We start from the raw sequence: 17,825 nt of genomic DNA, 5'->3' as shown, positions 1-17,825 counted from the left end.
ATGCTCCGTAAAGGTGCGAATCGAGAACTGCGACACACCGCCACACCCCAGCCCCGTTGGCGATCCAGCCTGTCGACTAATTATTTCAAGACGTCATCCGTTCTCATTGGTGAATGGTTCCGGGTATCGAGCCCCGGCCAGACAGCATTCCGCAGCCTTGCGCGGTCGGCACAGACCGCGCCCTGCACGCCCTCGACCGGCGTGACGCAGCAACCCGATTCCACTAGCAAGCCGAATTCAGGCAGGAAACCTCATGACCGACGCGTTCGAACTCCCCAGCACTCTGGTCCAAGCCCTCCAGCGCCGTGCGGCACAGACGCCGGATCGCCTGGCCCTGCGCTTTCTCGCCGAAACCGAGGAGCAGGGCGTGGTGCTCAGTTATCGCGAACTGGATCAACGCGCGCGCACCATTGCTGGCGCATTGCAGGCCCAGGCTGAGTTCGGTGATCGCGCGGTGCTGCTGTTTCCCAGCGGTCCGGATTACGTCGCGGCGTTCTTTGGTTGCCTGTATGCCGGGGTGATTGCGGTGCCGGCCTATCCGCCGGAGTCCGCCCGGCGCCATCATCAGGAGCGCCTGCTGTCGATCATTGCCGACGCCGAACCGCGTCTGCTGCTGACCAGTGCCGATCTGCGCGATGCCTTGCAGCAAATCGACGGCGCGCCACCGTTGCTGTGCGTCGATACTCTCGACAACGCCCTGGCCGAGCGCTGGGTCGAACCGACCTTGCCCGCAAACCACATCGCCTTCCTGCAATACACCTCCGGCTCCACTGCGCTGCCCAAGGGCGTGCAGGTCAGCCACGGCAATCTGGTGGCCAACGAGCTGCTGATCCGCCACGGTTTCGGCATCGACGTGAACCCCGACGACGTGATCGTCAGCTGGCTGCCGCTGTACCACGACATGGGCCTGATCGGCGGATTGCTGCAGCCGATTTTCAGCGGCGTGCCGTGCATTCTGATGTCGCCGGCGTACTTCCTCGGTCGCCCGTTGCGCTGGCTTGAAGCGATCAGCCAATACGGCGGCACCATCAGCGGCGGGCCGGATTTCGCCTACCGCTTGTGCAGCGAGCGGGTCAGCGAATCGGCGCTGGAGCGACTCGACCTGAGCCGCTGGCGCGTGGCCTATTCCGGCTCCGAACCGATCCGTCTCGATACCCTCGAACGCTTCGCCGAGAAATTCACCCCGTGCGGCTTCAGCGAAGACAGCTTCATGGCCTCCTATGGCCTGGCCGAGGCGACCCTGTTCGTCGCCGGCACACCGCGTGGCACCGGCATTCCTGCGCTGCGCGTCGTTGATCAGGCGCTGGCGCAAAACCGCGCCGAGCCGGGCGACGGCAGCCCGATCATGAGTTGCGGCATCAGCCAGCCGGAGCATGCGGTGCTGATCGTCGAGCCGAACAGCCTGCAAGAACTCAATGACAATGCGGTCGGCGAAGTCTGGGCCGCCGGCCCGAGCATCGCCCACGGCTACTGGCGCAACCCCGAGGCCAGCGCCAAGACCTTCGTCCAGCACGCCGGCCGCACCTGGCTGCGCACGGGTGACCTGGGCTTTATCCGCGACGGTGAACTGTTCATCACCGGGCGCCTGAAAGACATGCTCATCGTGCGCGGCCACAACCTGTATCCGCAGGACATCGAAAAGACGGTCGAGAACGAAGTGGAGGTGGTACGCAAAGGTCGCGTCGCGGCATTCGCGGTCAATCAGGACGGTGAAGAGGGCATCGGCATCGCCGCGGAAATCAGCCGCAGCGTGCAGAAAATCCTGCCACCCGAAGCGTTGATCAAAGCCATTCGCCAAGCGGTCGCCGAAGCGTACCAAGAGGCACCGAGCGTGGTGGTGCTGCTCAATCCGGGCGCGTTGCCGAAGACCTCCAGCGGCAAGCTGCAACGCTCGGCGTGCCGCAATCGTCTGGCCGATGGCAGCCTCGACAGCTACGCGGTGTTCCCCTCCGCCGAGCTGCAAAGTACCGAATCGACCCTGGCGGCTTCCGAACTGGAAGCGCTGATCGGCAAGATCTGGGCCGAGCAACTCAACCTCAAACAGGTCGGTGCCGACGACCACTTCTTCCTGCTCGGCGGCAACTCGATTGCCGCCACGCAAGTGATCGCCCGGGTGCGTGAAGAGCTGGCGCTGGAGCTGAACCTGCGTCTGTTGTTCGAAGCCCCGACCCTGTCGGCATTCGCCGCAGCCGTGGCACAGCAGCAACAGGACGGCGGCAGCGCCCAAGGCGCAATCAACACCTTGTCGCGCAGCGAAGCACTGCCGCAATCGCTGGCGCAAAACCGGCTGTGGATCACCTGGCAAATCGACCCGCACAGCAGCGCCTACAACATTCCCGGCGCCCTGCGTCTGCGCGGCGAGCTGGACGAAGAGGCGTTGCGCGCCAGCTTCCAGCAACTGATCGAGCGCCACGAATCGCTGCGCACGCGCTTTTTCGAGCGCGACGGTGTGGCGCTGCAACAAGTCGACGCCGCACCTCAATTCAATCTGCAACTGATCGACATCAGCGACCTGCCGGCGCACGAGCGTGAAGCCCGCGCGCAACAGATCCGCGAAGACGAGGCGCGCACTCAATTCGACCTGGAAAAAGGCCCGCTGCTGTGGGTGACGCTGGTGCGTCTCGACGACGAAGATCATCAGCTTCTGGTGACGCTGCACCACATCATCGCCGACGGCTGGTCGCTGAACGTGCTGATCGACGAATTCTCGCGCCTGTACGCTGCGGCATCCCAAGGCCAACGCGCCGAACTTGCGCCATTGCCGACCCAATATGCCGACTACGGCAGCTGGCAGCGTCAGTGGCTGGCGCAAGGCGAGGGCGAGCGGCAACTGGCCTACTGGAAAGCCCGACTGGGCGACGAACATCCGGTGCTGGAACTGGCCACCGATCATCCGCGTTCGGCCAAACAATTGCACAGCGCCGCGCGCCACAGTGTGCGCCTTGGTGTCAGCCTCAGCGACGCGATCAAGCAGACCGCGCAGGCGCATCAATCGACACCATTCATGCTGTTGCTTTCGGCTTTCCAAAGCCTGCTGCACCGCTACAGCGGTCAGCGCGATATCCGTATCGGCATCCCCAACGCCAACCGTCCACGCCTGGAAACCCAGGGCCTGATCGGCTTCTTCATCAACACTCAGGTGCTGCGTGCCGAGGTTGATTCGCGGCTGTCGTTTATCGAGTTGCTGGCGCAGACCCGCGAGGCTGCATTGGGTGCGCAGGCCCATCAGGATCTGCCGTTCGAACAACTGCTCGAAGCGTTCCCGCAGGCCCGCGAGCAGGGACTGTTCCAGGTCATGTTCAACCACCAGCAACGCGACTTGAGTGCGCTCAAACGCCTGCCGGGCCTTCTCGCCGAAGAGTTGCCGTGGCACAGCCGCGAGGCCAAGTTCGACCTGCAACTGCACAGCGAAGAAGATCGCAACGGACGCCTGACCTTGTCCTTCGACTACGCCGATGAACTGTTTGACGCGGCGACCATCGAGCGTCTGGCCGAACACTTCAGCAATCTGCTGCGCGCTGTCTGCGAACAACCGCAACAGGCGATCGGCGACCTGCCATTGCTGACTCCGTGCGAGCAGGAACAGCAACAAGCGTGGAGCGTCGCCCCGTGCACCCCGGCGCAGCAATGGCTGCCGGAGCTGCTCAACGAACAGGCGCGGCAGACGCCGGAACGCACCGCGCTGGTATGGGACGGAGGTAGCCTCGACTTCGCCGAATTGCACGCCCAGGCCAATCGCCTCGCGCATTATCTGCGCGACAAAGGCGTCGGTCCGGACGTGTGCGTGGCGATTGCCGCCGAGCGTTCGCCGCAACTGCTGATCGGTCTGCTGGCGATCATCAAGGCCGGTGGCGCGTATGTGCCGCTGGATCCGGATTATCCGGCCGAGCGCTTGGCTTACATGCTCAGCGACAGCGGCGTCGAATTGCTGCTGACCCAGACCGCATTGCTCGACCGCTTGCCGGCCAGCGATGGCGTCAGCGTGATCGCCATGGACGCGTTGCACCTGGAAAACTGGCCGAGCCAGGCACCGGGCCTGCACCTGCACGGCGACAACCTCGCCTACGTGATTTACACCTCTGGCTCCACCGGGCAACCGAAAGGCGTCGGCAACACCCACGCCGCCTTGGCCGAGCGCCTGCAGTGGATGCAGAACAGCTATCGCCTGAATGACAGCGACGTGCTGATGCAAAAGGCGCCGATCAGTTTCGACGTATCGGTGTGGGAATGCTTCTGGCCGCTGATCACTGGCGCGCGTCTGCTGATTGCCGGCCCCGGCGAACACCGTGATCCGCATCGCATCGCGCAACTGGTGCAGGAATACGGTGTGACCACGCTGCACTTTGTGCCGCCGCTGCTCGCGCTGTTCATCGACGAGCCGCTGAGCGCCGACTGCACCAGTCTGCGCCGGGTGTTCTCCGGCGGTGAGGCGCTGCCGGCGGAGCTGCGCAACCGCGTGCTGGCGCAACTGCCGGCGGTGCAATTGCACAACCGTTACGGCCCGACCGAAACCGCGATCAACGTCACCCACTGGCACTGCACCAGCGCCGATGGCGAGCGTTCGCCGATTGGCCGGCCGCTGGGCAACGTGATCTGCCGCATTCTCGACGCCGATCTCAATCCCGTGCCGGCCGGTGTGCCGGGTGAGCTGTGCATCAGTGGCATCGGTCTGGCCCGGGGTTACCTTGGTCGTCCGGCACTGACGGCCGAGCGCTTTGTGGTCGATCCAATGGGCGAGCAGGGTGCACGCCTGTACCGCACCGGTGACCGTGCACGCTGGACAGCCGACGGTGTGATCGAATACCTCGGACGTCTCGATCAGCAGGTCAAACTGCGTGGTTTCCGCGTCGAGCCGGAAGAAATCGAAGCGCGCCTGCTGGCGCAAAACGGCGTCGCCCAGGCCGTGGTGCTGGTGCGCGAAACCGCAGCCGGCGCGCAATTGATCGGCTACTTCAGCGCTGTCGATGCCAGCGAAGATCAGGACGTGCAGATCGCCCGCCTGAAAAACGCGCTGGCCGCCGAGCTGCCGGAATACATGGTCCCGGCGCAACTGATGCGTCTGGACGCAATGCCCATCAGCCCAAGCGGCAAGCTCGACCGTCGCGCCTTGCCCGAGCCGCAGTGGCAAGTGCGTGAGCACGTCGAACCGGCCACCGAGCTGGAACAACAGATCGCCGCGATCTGGCGCGAAGTGCTGGGTCTGCCACGGATCGGTCTGCGTGACGACTTCTTCGCCCTCGGCGGGCACTCGCTGCTGGCGACGCAAATCATCTCCCGCAGCCGTCAGGCCTGTGACGTCGAGCTGCCGTTGCGCGCCTTGTTCGAGCACAGCGAGCTCGGTGACTTCGCCGAACAGATCCGCCTGATCCAGGCCAGTGGCCAGACCAACCAACAGCCGCCGATTGCCAAAGTCGACCGCCGCCAGGCGGTGCCGCTGTCCTATTCGCAACAGCGCATGTGGTTCCTCTGGCAGATGGAACCGGACAGCCCGGCGTACAACGTCGGTGGCATGGCGCGCCTGCGCGGCGTGTTGCACGTCGAGCATTTCGAGGCGGCCTTGCAGGCGTTGATCCTGCGCCACGAAACCCTGCGCACCACGTTCCCAAGCGTCGATGGCGTGGCCCGTCAGCAGGTGCATGCCGAGACTGGCGTGCGCATGGGCTGGAAAGATTTCTCGAAACTGCCGGCTGACCAGCGTGAACAGAACGTCCAGCAATTCGCCGATGACGAAGCGCATCTGCCGTTCGATCTGGAAAGCGGCCCGCTGCTGCGCGCCTGTCTGGTGAAGACCGCCGAGCACGAACACTACTTCGTGCTGACCCTGCACCACATTGTCACCGAAGGCTGGGCGATGGACATCTTTGCCCGCGAGCTCAGCGCGCTGTACGAAGCGTTCGTCGATGACCGCGATTCGCCGCTGGAAGCATTGCCGGTGCAGTACCTCGACTACAGCGTCTGGCAACGGCAGTGGCTGGAGTCTGGTGAACGTCAGCGCCAGCTCGACTACTGGACCGCGCAACTCGGTCGCGAACATCCGTTGCTGGAACTGCCCGGCGACCGTCCGCGTCCGCCGGTGCAAAGTCATCAGGGCGAACTGTTCCGTTTCGATCTGAGCGACGATCTCGCCGCTCGCGTCCGTGCGTTCAATGCGCAAAACGGTCTGACCCTGTTCATGACCATGACTGCCGCGCTCGCCACCTTGCTCTACCGCTACAGCGGCCAGACCGACCTGCGCATCGGCGCACCGGTGGCCAACCGTATTCGTCCGGAAAGCGAAGGGCTGATCGGCGCATTCCTCAACACTCAGGTGCTGCGTTGCCAGCTCGACGGCCAGATGTCGGTCGGCGAGTTGTTCGAGCAGGTGCGCCACACGGTGATCGAAGGCCAGTCTCATCAGGACCTGCCGTTCGATCATCTGGTCGAAGCGCTGCAACCACCACGCAGCGCGGCGTACAACCCGCTGTTCCAAGTGATGTGCAACGTGCAGCGCTGGGAATTCCAGCAGAGCCGCATGCTCGCCGGGATGACCGTCGAGTACCTGGCCAACGATGCGCGGGCGACCAAGTTCGACCTCAACCTGGAAGTCACCGACCTCGACCATCGCCTCGGTTGCTGCCTGACCTACAGCACCGATCTGTTCGACGAACCGACCATTGCGCGCATGGCCCAGCATTGGCGCAACCTGCTGGAAGCGTTGATCGCCGATCCGCAACAGCGCTTGAGCCAGTTGCCGCTGCTCGACCCGTCTGAGCAACAGCAGTTGCTTGACAGCCTCGGCGTTGAACCGGGCGAACGTCGTCTCGATCAATGCCTCCATCATCTGTTCGCCGAGCAGGCGCTGGTGCGCAAAGATGCCCCGGCCCTGACCTTCGCCGGACAGACCTTGAGCTACGCCGAACTCGAAGCTCGCGCCAATCGCTTGGCTTGGGCCTTGCGCGAGCGGGGCGTCGGCCCGCAAGTGCGGGTTGGTCTGGCGCTGGAGCGTTCGCTGGAAATGGTCGTCGGCCTGCTGGCGATTCTCAAGGCCGGCGGCGCTTACGTGCCGCTGGACCCGGAATATCCGCTCGACCGTCTGCATTACATGATCGAAGACAGCCGCATCGGTCTGCTGCTCAGCGACCGGGCGATGTTCAATGCCCTCGGCGATCTGCCGTCGAACGTGGCGCGCTGGTGCCTGGAAGATGACAGCGCCGCGCTGGCCGATTACCCGGTCAGCGAGTTGCCATTTATCAGCCTGCCGCAGCATCAGGCCTATCTGATTTACACCTCGGGCTCGACCGGCAAGCCGAAGGGTGTGGTGGTGTCCCACGGTGAAATCGCCATGCATTGCCAGGCCGTGATCGAGCGTTTCGGCATGCGCCCGGACGACTGCGAACTGCACTTCTATTCGATCAACTTCGACGCCGCCACCGAACGTCTGCTGGTGCCGCTGCTCAGCGGCGCGCAGGTGGTGCTGCGGGCGCAAGGGCAGTGGGACGCGGAAGAAATCTGCGGCTTGATCCGCACCCATCGGATCAATGTGCTCGGCTTCACCCCAAGTTATGGAAGCCAGTTGGCGCAGTTCCTCGCCACGCAAAATCAGGTTCTGCCGGTGCGGATGATCATCACCGGCGGCGAAGCGCTGACTGGCGAGCACCTGCAACGGATTCGTGCTGCGTTCAAACCGAGTCTTTTCTTCAACGCCTATGGCCCGACTGAAACCGTGGTCATGCCATTGGCCAGTCTCGCCCCGGAAGTGCTGGAGGAGGGCGCCGGCAGCGTGCCGATCGGCAGCGTGATCGGTGACCGTGTGGCGTACATTCTCGACGCCGATCTGGCACTGGTGCCGCAAGGCGCGACCGGTGAGTTGTTCGTCGGCGGTGCCGGTTTGGCCCAGGGCTATCACGACCGTCCGGGCATCAGCGCCGAGCGTTTTGTCGCCGACCCGTTTGCCGCCGATGGCGGGCGTATGTACCGCACTGGCGACCTGGTGCGCCAGCGTGCCGATGGGCTGGTGGAGTATCTCGGGCGGATCGACCATCAGGTGAAAATTCGCGGTTTCCGCATCGAGTTGGGCGAGATCGAAACCCGTCTGCTCGATCACGCTTCGATCCGTGAAGCGGTGGTGCTGGCGCTGGATGCGCCGAGCGGCAAGCAACTGGTGGGCTACCTGGTCAGCGAAGTTGCCGAACAGGGCGAAGCGCAACAGGCCGAACTGCGTGAAGCACTGAAGTCGCACCTCAAGGCGCAATTGCCGGACTACATGGTGCCGACGCACCTGATCCTGCTGGCGAGCATGCCGCTGACCGCCAACGGCAAACTCGACCGCCGCGCCTTGCCGGCACCGGATCCGGAGTTGAACCGTCAGCACTATGTCGCCCCGAGCAATGAGCTGGAGCAGACCCTGGCGCAGATCTGGTGCGAGGTGCTCAACGTCGAGCAGGTCGGGCTCAACGACAACTTCTTTGAACTCGGTGGCGACTCGATCCTGTCGATTCAGGTGGTCAGTCGTGCGCGGCAGCAGGGCATTCATTTCAGTCCACGGGATCTGTTCCAGCATCAGACGGTGCAGACCCTGGCCGCTGTCGCCAGTCGTAGCGAGCAAGTCACTGCCGAGCAGGGACTGGTGCTCGGTGAGTCGGCGATGACGCCGATTCAACACTGGTTCTTCGACACTGATATTCCTGAGCGTCAACACTGGAACCAGGCGCTGCTGCTGGAGCCGAGCGTGGCACTGGAAGCGCATCGTCTGGAGCAGGCGCTGCTGGCGGTGATCGAGCAGCACGACGCCTTGCGTCTGCGCTTCACCCAGGTCAACGATCAATGGCAGGCCACCCATCAACCGGTGTCCGACGCCGAGGTGTTGTGGCAGGTGCGAGTGGCGACGATGGACCAGTGCGCAGCGTTGTTTGCCGATACCCAGCGCAGTCTCGATCTGCAGAACGGCCCGTTGCTGCGCGCCTTGCTGGTCGATGGTCCCGAAGGGCAGCAACGCCTGTTCATTGCGATCCATCACCTGGTGGTCGACGGTGTGTCGTGGCGCGTTTTGCTCGACGATCTGCAAACCGTGTATCGCCAACTCGAGGCCGAGCAGTCGGTAAAACTGCCGGCGAAAACCAGTGCCTTCAAGGACTGGGCGGCACGTTTGCAGGCCTATGCCGGCAGCGAATCGTTGCGTGAAGAACTGAACTGGTGGCAGACGCAACTGGCCGGGCCGAACGCCGAACTGCCCTGCGAAAACCCGCAGGGCGGACAGCAGAACCGTCACGCGCAAACCGTCAGCGTACGACTGGATGCCGAGCGTACCCAACAGCTGCTGCAACAGGCGCCGCGCGCCTACCGCACGCAGGTCAACGATCTGCTGCTGACCGCGCTGGCCCGTGTGCTGTGCCGCTGGAGCGGGCAGCCGTCGGCATTGATTCAACTGGAAGGCCACGGCCGCGAAACCCTGTTCGACGAGATCGACCTGACCCGCACCGTCGGCTGGTTCACCAGCGCCTACCCGTTGCGCCTGACCCCGCACAACATCGAAGAGGCCGCCGGGCAGGGTGCTTCGATCAAGGCGATCAAGGAGCAACTGCGCGCCGTACCGCACAAAGGCCTCGGCTATGGCGTGCTGCGTTATCTGGCCGATGACCTCAGCCAGCGCAGCATGGCGGCGTTGCCGAACGCACCGGTGACCTTCAACTACCTCGGCCAGTTCGACCAGAGTTTCGCCAGCGATGCGCTGTTCCGTCCGCTGGGTGAGCCGGTTGGTGCGGCCCACGATCCGCAGGCGCCGTTGCCCAACGAGTTGAGCATCGACAGTCAGGTGTACGGCGGTGAATTGTTGCTGCGCTGGACCTTCAGCGCCGAGCGTTATGACGCGCAGACCATCAACGATCTGGCCGACGCCTACCTCGGCGAGCTGCAAAGCCTGATCGCACATTGTTTGCAGGACGACGCTGGCGGCCTGACGCCGTCGGACTTCCCGCTGGCGAAACTGACCCAGGCGCAACTCGATGCACTGCCGGTGCCGGCCGCGCACATCGAAGACGTCTACCCGCTGACGCCGATGCAGGAAGGCATGCTGCTGCACACCTTGCTCGAACCGGGCACCGGTCTGTACTACATGCAGGATCGCTACCGCATCAACAGCGAGCTCGATCCCGAGCGTTTCGCCCAGGCCTGGCAAGCGGTGGTCGCCCGTCACGAAGCGTTGCGCGCATCGTTCTGCTGGAACGTCGGCGAAGACATGCTGCAAGTGATCCACACCCCGGGTCGCACACCGATCGAGTATCTGGACTGGAGCGCCATCAGCGATGCCGAGCAAGAACCGAAGCTGCAGGCGCTGCTGAAAAGCGAGCGCGAGGCCGGCTTCGATCTGCTCAATCAGGCACCGTTCCACCTGCGCCTGATCAAGGTCGGCGCGGCGCGCTACTGGTTCATGATGAGCAACCACCACATCCTCATTGATGCCTGGTGCCGTTCGCTGCTGATGAACGATTTCTTCGAGATCTACACCGCCCTCGGTGAAGGTCGCGAAGCACAGTTGCCGGTGCCGCCGCGCTACCGCGACTACATCGGCTGGCTGCAACGCCAGAGCCTGGCCGAGGCACGTCAGTGGTGGCAGCAGAACCTGCAAGGTTTCGAACGCACCACGCCGATCCCGAGCGACCGACCGTTCCTGCGCGAACACGCCGGCGAAAGCGGCGGCATGATCGTTGGTGACCGTTACACGCGACTGGATGTCGAGGACGGCGCCCGTCTGCGCGAGCTGGCCCAGGCCCATCAACTGACCATCAACACCTTCGCTCAAGCCGCTTGGGCCTTGGTGCTGCGCCGTCTGAGCGGTGATCGCGACGTGCTGTTCGGCGTCACCGTGGCCGGCCGTCCGGTGGAAATGCCGGAAATGCAGCGCACAGTCGGCCTGTTCATCAACAGCATTGCGCTGCGGGTGAAAATGCCTGAGGACGATCAGCGTGCCAGTGTGCGCCAGTGGTTGAGCGGGCTGCTCGACAGCAACATGCAACTGCGTGAGTACGAATACCTGCCGCTGGTGAACATCCAGGAGCAGAGCGAACTGCCCAAAGGCCAGCCGCTGTTCGACAGCCTGTTCGTGTTCGAGAACGCCCCGGTGGAAGTCTCGGTGCTGGACCGTGCGCAGAGCCTCAATGCGACCTCGGACTCCGGCCGCACCCACACCAACTTCCCCCTGACGGCGGTGTGCTACCCGGGCGATGACCTCGGTCTGCACCTGTCGTATGACCAGCGCTACTTCGACGAGTCGACCATCGAACGCATGCTCGGTGAGTTCAAGCGCCTGCTGCTGGCGTTGGTCGAAGGCTTCCATGGCGACATGGCTGATCTGCCGCTGCTGGGGGCCGAGGAACAGGACTTCCTGCTCCACGGTTGCAATCAGAGCGCGCACGACTATCCGCTCGAGCAGAGCTACGTGGCGCTGTTCGAAGCGCAGGTCGCGGCGCATCCGCAGCGCATCGCCGCTACGTGCCTTGATCAGCAACTGAGCTATGCCGCGCTCAATCAGAATGCCAACCGTCTCGGTCATGCACTGGTTGCGGCCGGGGTGCAGATGGATCAACCGGTGGCGTTGCTGGCCGAACGAAATCTTGATCTGCTGGGGATGATCATCGGCAGCTTCAAGGCCGGTGCCGGTTACCTGCCGCTGGATCCGGGCCTGCCGAGCCAGCGTCTGCAGCGGATCATCGAGCTGAGCCGCACGCCAGTGCTGGTATGCAGCGAAGCCTGCCGCGGACAGGCGCAAACCTTGCTCGATGAGTTCAGCTGCGCCAACCGCCCACGGCTGTTGGTCTGGGAAGAGGTGCAGGAGTTGGCGACATCGCTGGAGAACCCGGGGATCTACAGTGGCCCGGACAACCTGGCCTACGTGATCTACACCTCGGGTTCGACCGGGTTGCCGAAAGGCGTGATGGTCGAGCAGCGCGGCATGCTCAACAACCAGTTGAGCAAGGTGCCGTACCTGCAACTGACCGACACCGACGTGATCGCGCAGACCGCTTCGCAAAGCTTCGACATTTCGGTCTGGCAGTTCCTCGCCGCACCGCTGTTCGGTGCGCGGGTGGACATTGTGCCGAACACCATCGCCCACGATCCGCAGGGGGTGCTGGTGCATGTGCAGGCGCAGGGCATCACCGTGCTGGAGAGTGTGCCGTCGCTGATTCAGGGCATGCTCGCTTCCGATCGCCTGAGCCTCGACGGTCTGCGCTGGATGCTGCCGACCGGCGAAGCGATGCCGCCGGAACTGGCGCACCAATGGCTGCTGCGTTACCCGGACATCGGTCTGGTCAACGCTTACGGCCCGGCGGAATGCTCGGATGACGTGGCGTTCTTCCGGGTGGACATGGCCTCGACTCGCGGCAGTTACCTGCCGATCGGTACGCCGACCGACAACAACTTGCTGTACCTGGTCGATGGCGCGCTGGAGCTGGTGCCGTTGGGTGCAGTGGGTGAGTTGTGCGTGGCCGGCACCGGCGTCGGTCGCGGTTACGTCAGCGATCCGTTGCGCACCGCGCCGGTGTTTGTGCCGAACCCGTTCGGCGCGCCGGGCGAGCGTCTGTATCGCACCGGTGACCTCGCGCGGCGGCGCAGTGACGGGGTGCTGGAGTACGTTGGCCGGGTCGACCATCAGGTGAAGATTCGCGGTTACCGCATCGAACTGGGTGAAATCGAAGCGCGTCTGCACGAACAGCCGGAAGTCCGCGATGCGGCAGTCGGCGTGCAGGAGGGCGCCAACGGCAAGCATCTGGTGGGCTATCTGGTGGCCGCTGAAAGCGCGTTGAATCCGAGCGAACGTCTGGAGCGAATCAAGCAACGCCTGCGCAGCGAACTGCCGGAATACATGGTGCCGCTGCACTGGTTGTGGCTCGATCAACTGCCGCACAACGCCAACGGCAAACTCGACCGCAAGGCCTTGCCGGCGCTGGAGATCGGCCAGTTGCAGAGTCAGGATTACCTGGCCCCGCGCAACGAACTGGAACAGACCCTGGCGGACATCTGGGCCGAGGTGCTCAAGGTCGACAAGGTCGGCGTGCGCGACAACTTCTTCGAGCTGGGCGGGCATTCGTTGCTGGCCACGCAGATCGCCTCGCGGGTGCAGAAAACCCTGCAACGCGATGTGCCGCTGCGGGCGATGTTCGAGTGCAGCACGGTGCAGGAGCTGGCCGAGTACATCGAAGGCCTGGCGGCCGGAGACATGACCGAGGACAAGGTGGATCGCTTGAATGATCTGATGGCGGAGCTTGAAGGCTTGTAATCTTCGGCGTCTGTACCGGCCCCTTCGCTGGCTTGCCAGCTCCCACAGTGATCCATGTGTCCACATATTTTGTGTTCACCGTAGAACCTGTGGGAGCTGGCTTGCCAGCGATGGCGTCAGTGAATTCAACACAAATAAACCGGCATATTCACGTACATTTCCAAGGTTGACGATCGACCACCGGCAGCTCAGTCTGCCGGTTCTCTTTTTTGTCGCGGGGGTGGTCGATGCCTTTCTTCACGGTTGACGGACAAGCGCTGCACTACATTGATCAAGGCACCGGCCCGGCCGTGTTGCTGGCGGGCAGTTATCTGTGGGACACGGCCATGTGGGCGCCGCAGATCGCTGCATTGTCGCCGCACTATCGGGTGATTGCGCTGGACCTGTGGGGCCATGGCGAATCCGGGCGCTTGCCGCCAGGCACCACCTCGCTGGATGACATCGCGCGGCAGGTCGAGGCCTTGCTCGATCATCTGCAGATCGAACGGGTCACGCTGGTGGGCCTGTCGGTCGGCGGCATGTGGGGCGTGCGTCTGGCGTTGTCGGCACCGCAACGGATCAACGGTCTGGTGTTGCTCGACACCTACGTCGGCGTCGAGCCTGAGCCGACCCGTCAGTACTACTTCTCGCTGTTCAGGCAGATCGAGGAAAGTGGCGAGATTTCCGAACAATTGCTCGACATCGTGGTACCGATCTTCTTCCGCCCGGGCATCGGTCCGCAGTCGGCGCTGTATCAGGACTTCCGCGCCAAACTCGCGGCCTACACCGCTGATCGCTTGCGCGAAAGCATCGTGCCAATGGGGCGCATCACCTTCAGTCGGGATGACCTCTTGCCGCGTCTGCGCGAGTTGAATGCTGCGACCACCCTGGTGCTGTGCGGCGATCAGGACAAACCGCGACCGCCGTCGGAAGCACAGGAAATGGCTGAGTTGATCGGTTGCCCGTGGGTGCTGGTGCCGGAGGCGGGGCATATTTCCAATCTGGAGAACCCGCAGTTTGTTACTGAGGTGCTGTTCGCCTTCCTGGCTGAGCGCCATTGAAAAACATCGCAGCCTGCGATTCCCCTGTAGGAGCTGCCGCAGGCTGCGATCTTTTGATCTGGCTTATTTCGGCCCGAGAATCTTCGTCAGTTTCTCCGGCGAAGGCGCCCCTTGCTGCTGTTGCAGCTCACCCTTGTCATCCATGTAGAAAATCGCCGGTGTCGCCTGCAGTTCCAGGTCTTCCATCAACTGCATGTTGGCGGCCAGTTTGGTCTGCACCGCTTTTGGAATGTCTTTCAATGGCTTGAGGGTGCTGGCCTTGCCGGCCTTCTCGTGATCTTCCAGGGCCTTGGCCGGATCTTTCGCCGCCAGCAGCGCAGCGGATTTCGCCGGGCTGTCTTCGCGGATGATCCCGACCATGATGTGCCGCAGCTGCACCTTGCCGGCCTTGACCCATGGTCGCGCCTGTTCCCAGAACATGTTGCAGTACGGGCAGTTCGGATCACTGAACAGGTACACGGTGCGTGGTGCATCCTTGTTGCCGTCCTGAATCCAGTTGCTGGCTTCGAACTTGCCCCAGATTTCCTTGGCCATCGGCGCATAAACCATTTTCTGCAATGGCTCGCTGCTCAGATCCTTGCCGTCGGCGTCGTACAGATTGCCGAGCAGCACGTGTTGGCCGTCTGGCGTCAGATACAGCGCCATGCCACGGTTCTGGTACTGCGCCGCATAACCGCGCAAGCCGTCCGGGGCGTCGAACTGACCGACGATTTTCGCGCCCTTGGCTTCGATCTGCTTGATCGCGGCGGGCAATTCTTCGGCGGCCTGCACCGACGGCAGGTGCAGCAGGGCAGTGCCCAGAGTCAGCGTCAGCAGGTGGCGGAGGCGGGGCATGGCAGTTTCCTTGCAGAGGTGGCCGGTGCGGCGGTTGGATTCGGGATGTCGAAGTTTTCCAGGGCGCGGGCCAGACTGGCGTTCGACAGTTCGCCCAGATGACTGCTCAACAAGCGACCGTCAGGGCTATAGAACAGCGTAGTCGGCAGCGCCATGGAACCCACGGCCTGGCCGAGTCGGCCGCTGCGATCAAACAGCACGTTGTTCAGGCTCAGGCCCTGGGTTTCCAGGAAGGTGGCAACGCTTTGCATGCTTTCGGCCTGATTGACGAACAGAAAGGTCAGGTCCGGGCGTTGTTGCTGAGCGTTTTCCAGCACCGGCATCTCGCGCCGGCACGGCGGGCACCAGGTCGCCCACAGGTTGATCACCAATGGACCGCCCTGATAGTCGCTGAGCTGGATGGTCTCGCCGGCGGCGTTGCGCAGGGTGATTTCCGGCAGGCGCGTGCCTTGTTCGTAGATGTTCAGCGACAGGGTTGCCAACAGCCAGAACAGCACACCGCTGGCCACGCCAAAACCCAATGGCCGACGCAGGCCGGGGCGGCGCCAGCCACGATAGAGAGCGGCGAGCAGCAGCACGATCACCCCCGGCCAGGCGAGGAAACCGCCGTCGCGCAGGTCGATGATCTGCCACGGATCGTTACGATAGTGACCCCAATACAGGGCGACAAACGCCACGCGTGCCGCGAGCATGCCCAGCAAAAACAGGCTGAACAGCGCTGACTCGGGATTATCGCCACCACGCTTGGCCACCCGCCAGCCGACAAAGGTCGCCAGCGCCAGGGCACTGATCAGCAGCAGGTGGTTAAGCGCGATGGCAAAGGTGCCGAGGGTGAACGTCAGCATTAATTGGCGTCTCGGGTGGTAGTCCAGCGTTGCAGGAACGTCTCGGCATCCACCTCACCGGTGATGCGCTGGCTACGTCGTTCTTCGCCGTCGGTGCCGATCCAGACAAAACTTGGTGGCCCAGGGACTTTGTAGCGGCCGAGCAGCTCGCGGCTGGCGGCATTGTCAGCAGTGACATCGAGGCGCAGCAGGCGCACGTCGCTCAGCGCCTGCATGACCTTGTCCTTGCCGAACACCTGTTTTTCCATGACTTTGCACGACACGCACCAGTCGGCGTAGTAATCGAGCAGCACCCACTGGCCCTGAGCCTTGGCGCTATCCAGTTCGCGCTGCAGGGCTGCCGGATCCTTGATCGTGGTGAACGCGTAATGCCCGCTCGGTGTGGCGCTGGCGACGCGGCCGGCGCTGTACACCTGCAGTGGCTGATACGGGTCGTCGCTACCACCGGCGGCACCGATCAGCAACAAGCTGCCCCACAGACCGAGCAACAGCGAACTGGCGCCGAACAACTGGGCAACGCGGCCGAAACCTTCCGATTGCTTCCACGCACAAAACGCAGCGATCAGCAGCAGCGCGCCACACAGGCCCAGCCACAGCGACGAGTCCAGCACCGGGCGCAACATCAGCAGCGCGGTCGCGAGGAACAGGAAACCGAAGATGCCCTTGAGCAGGTTCATCCACGCGCCAGGCTTTGGCAGGAAGCGATTACCGACGGTCACCAGCAGCAACAGCGGCACACCGATACCGATGCCCAGCGCGAACAGAATCAGCCCTCCGTGCAGCGCATTGCCGCTCTGCGCGATGTACAACAAAGCGCCGGCCAGTGGCGCGGTCATGCACGGGCCGACCAGCAGACCGGACAACGCGCCGAGCACCCCGGCACCGATCAGGCTGCCGCCATTGCGGCTGCGCGAAGCGTGTTCGAGGCGATCACGCAAGGCCACCGGCAATTGCAATTCAAAGAAGCCGAACATCGGCAACGCCAGCACTACGAATACCGCCGCAAACGCACCCAGCAGCCACGGATTTTGCAGCCATGCCTGCAGATTGGCGCCGAGCAGCGCGGCGATCACTCCCATGGCCGCATACACCAGCGCCATGCAGATCACATAGCTACTGGCCAGGGCGAACCCACGGCGCGGGGTGGCACCACTGCCGACAATCATGCCCGCCAGAATCGGCAGCATCGGCAACGAACACGGAGTAAACGCCAGCAACAGGCCGAGGCCGAAGAACACCAGCAGGCTCCAGCCCAGCGCCCGTTGTTGCAGGCTGCTGGCCAAGGCCTGGTCCGGCGCTTCGGCACTGGATGTTGGCGTTGCTTGACCACCCAGATCGATGACCCGGGTCTGCGGCGGGTAACACAGGCCGGCATCGGCGCAGCCCTGATAACTGACCTTGATCTGACCGCTGGCCGAGGCCGGGATTTTTACCTCCAGCCCCTGGCGATACACCGGTTGTTCACCGAAGAATTCGTCACTGTGCGACTCGCCCTCGGGCAACGCCGGCTGCTGCTCTGCCGTCAAACCGTCGAATTTCAGGCGTTTCTGGTACAGGTAATAGCCGTCGGTGATTTGCCAGAACAGCTGGGTTTCCCCGGACTCAAGGCGTTCGGAGGTGAGCACGAAGGCTTTGTCGACCGGCAGAAACTCCGGTTTGGTCTCGAATGGATTGTTTCCCGCCTGGGCCAGGCCGGAGATCAGCAGTGCAAACAAAAGAAAAAAATGACGCATGGAGGAGCCTTGTCCCTGTGCAAGTGGGGGCACAATGGTGGATGGCGATTAACCGATGATTAACCGTCACGCCCTTGTCGCTGTGGCGTTGGGCGCCATAATGTCAGCTTAATCGGCCAAC

The 17,825-nt window shown here is 63.3% G+C and carries 5 protein-coding genes; 2 read left to right on the top strand and 3 right to left on the bottom strand.

All coding sequences use genetic code 11. The annotated features are described in order from the left end of the window. Window positions 1–253 precede the first annotated feature (253 nt). A complete protein-coding gene (locus tag ACU680_RS25275) occupies window positions 254–13,252 on the top strand; it encodes a non-ribosomal peptide synthetase (protein WP_448180838.1) in 12,999 nt (4,332 codons plus the stop codon). A gap of 227 nt (window positions 13,253–13,479) precedes the next feature. Next, entirely contained in the window at window positions 13,480–14,292 is an 813-nt protein-coding gene (locus ACU680_RS25270; protein WP_448180837.1) for an alpha/beta fold hydrolase, read from the top strand. 63 nt (window positions 14,293–14,355) lie between these two features. Here ACU680_RS25270 and dsbG read toward each other — a convergent pair whose 3' ends face one another. From dsbG to dsbD, 3 genes are read right to left on the bottom strand one after another with little or no spacing between them, the layout of a single operon-like run. After that, window positions 14,356–15,126, bottom strand: a complete 771-nt coding sequence (dsbG, locus tag ACU680_RS25265; protein WP_367085242.1) for a thiol:disulfide interchange protein DsbG — start codon at window positions 15,124–15,126, stop codon at window positions 14,356–14,358. After that, entirely contained in the window at window positions 15,102–15,971 is an 870-nt protein-coding gene (locus ACU680_RS25260; RefSeq protein ID WP_003226672.1) for a TlpA disulfide reductase family protein, read from the bottom strand. The genes dsbG and ACU680_RS25260 overlap by 25 nt, the downstream gene beginning before the upstream one ends. Continuing rightward, complete coding sequence (dsbD, locus tag ACU680_RS25255) at window positions 15,971–17,704, bottom strand: protein-disulfide reductase DsbD (RefSeq protein WP_448180836.1); 1,734 nt, start codon at window positions 17,702–17,704, stop codon at window positions 15,971–15,973. Before dsbD ends, ACU680_RS25260 begins: the two co-directional genes overlap by 1 nt. Window positions 17,705–17,825 lie beyond the last annotated feature (121 nt).

The sequence above is a fragment of the Pseudomonas sp. LF020 genome, from assembly GCF_053456425.1.
Note: the sequence above shows the minus strand (reverse complement) of the source record. Positions and strands in the feature narration are given on the sequence as shown.

Coding starts and splice junctions, on each gene's coding strand:
- ACU680_RS25260 (WP_003226672.1), bottom strand. CDS start 15,971: ATGCTGACGTTCACCCTCGGCACCTTTGCCATCGCGCTTAACCACCTG.
- dsbG (WP_367085242.1), bottom strand. CDS start 15,126: ATGCCCCGCCTCCGCCACCTGCTGACGCTGACTCTGGGCACTGCCCTG.
- dsbD (WP_448180836.1), bottom strand. CDS start 17,704: ATGCGTCATTTTTTTCTTTTGTTTGCACTGCTGATCTCCGGCCTGGCC.
- ACU680_RS25275 (WP_448180838.1), top strand. CDS start 254: ATGACCGACGCGTTCGAACTCCCCAGCACTCTGGTCCAAGCCCTCCAG.
- ACU680_RS25270 (WP_448180837.1), top strand. CDS start 13,480: ATGCCTTTCTTCACGGTTGACGGACAAGCGCTGCACTACATTGATCAA.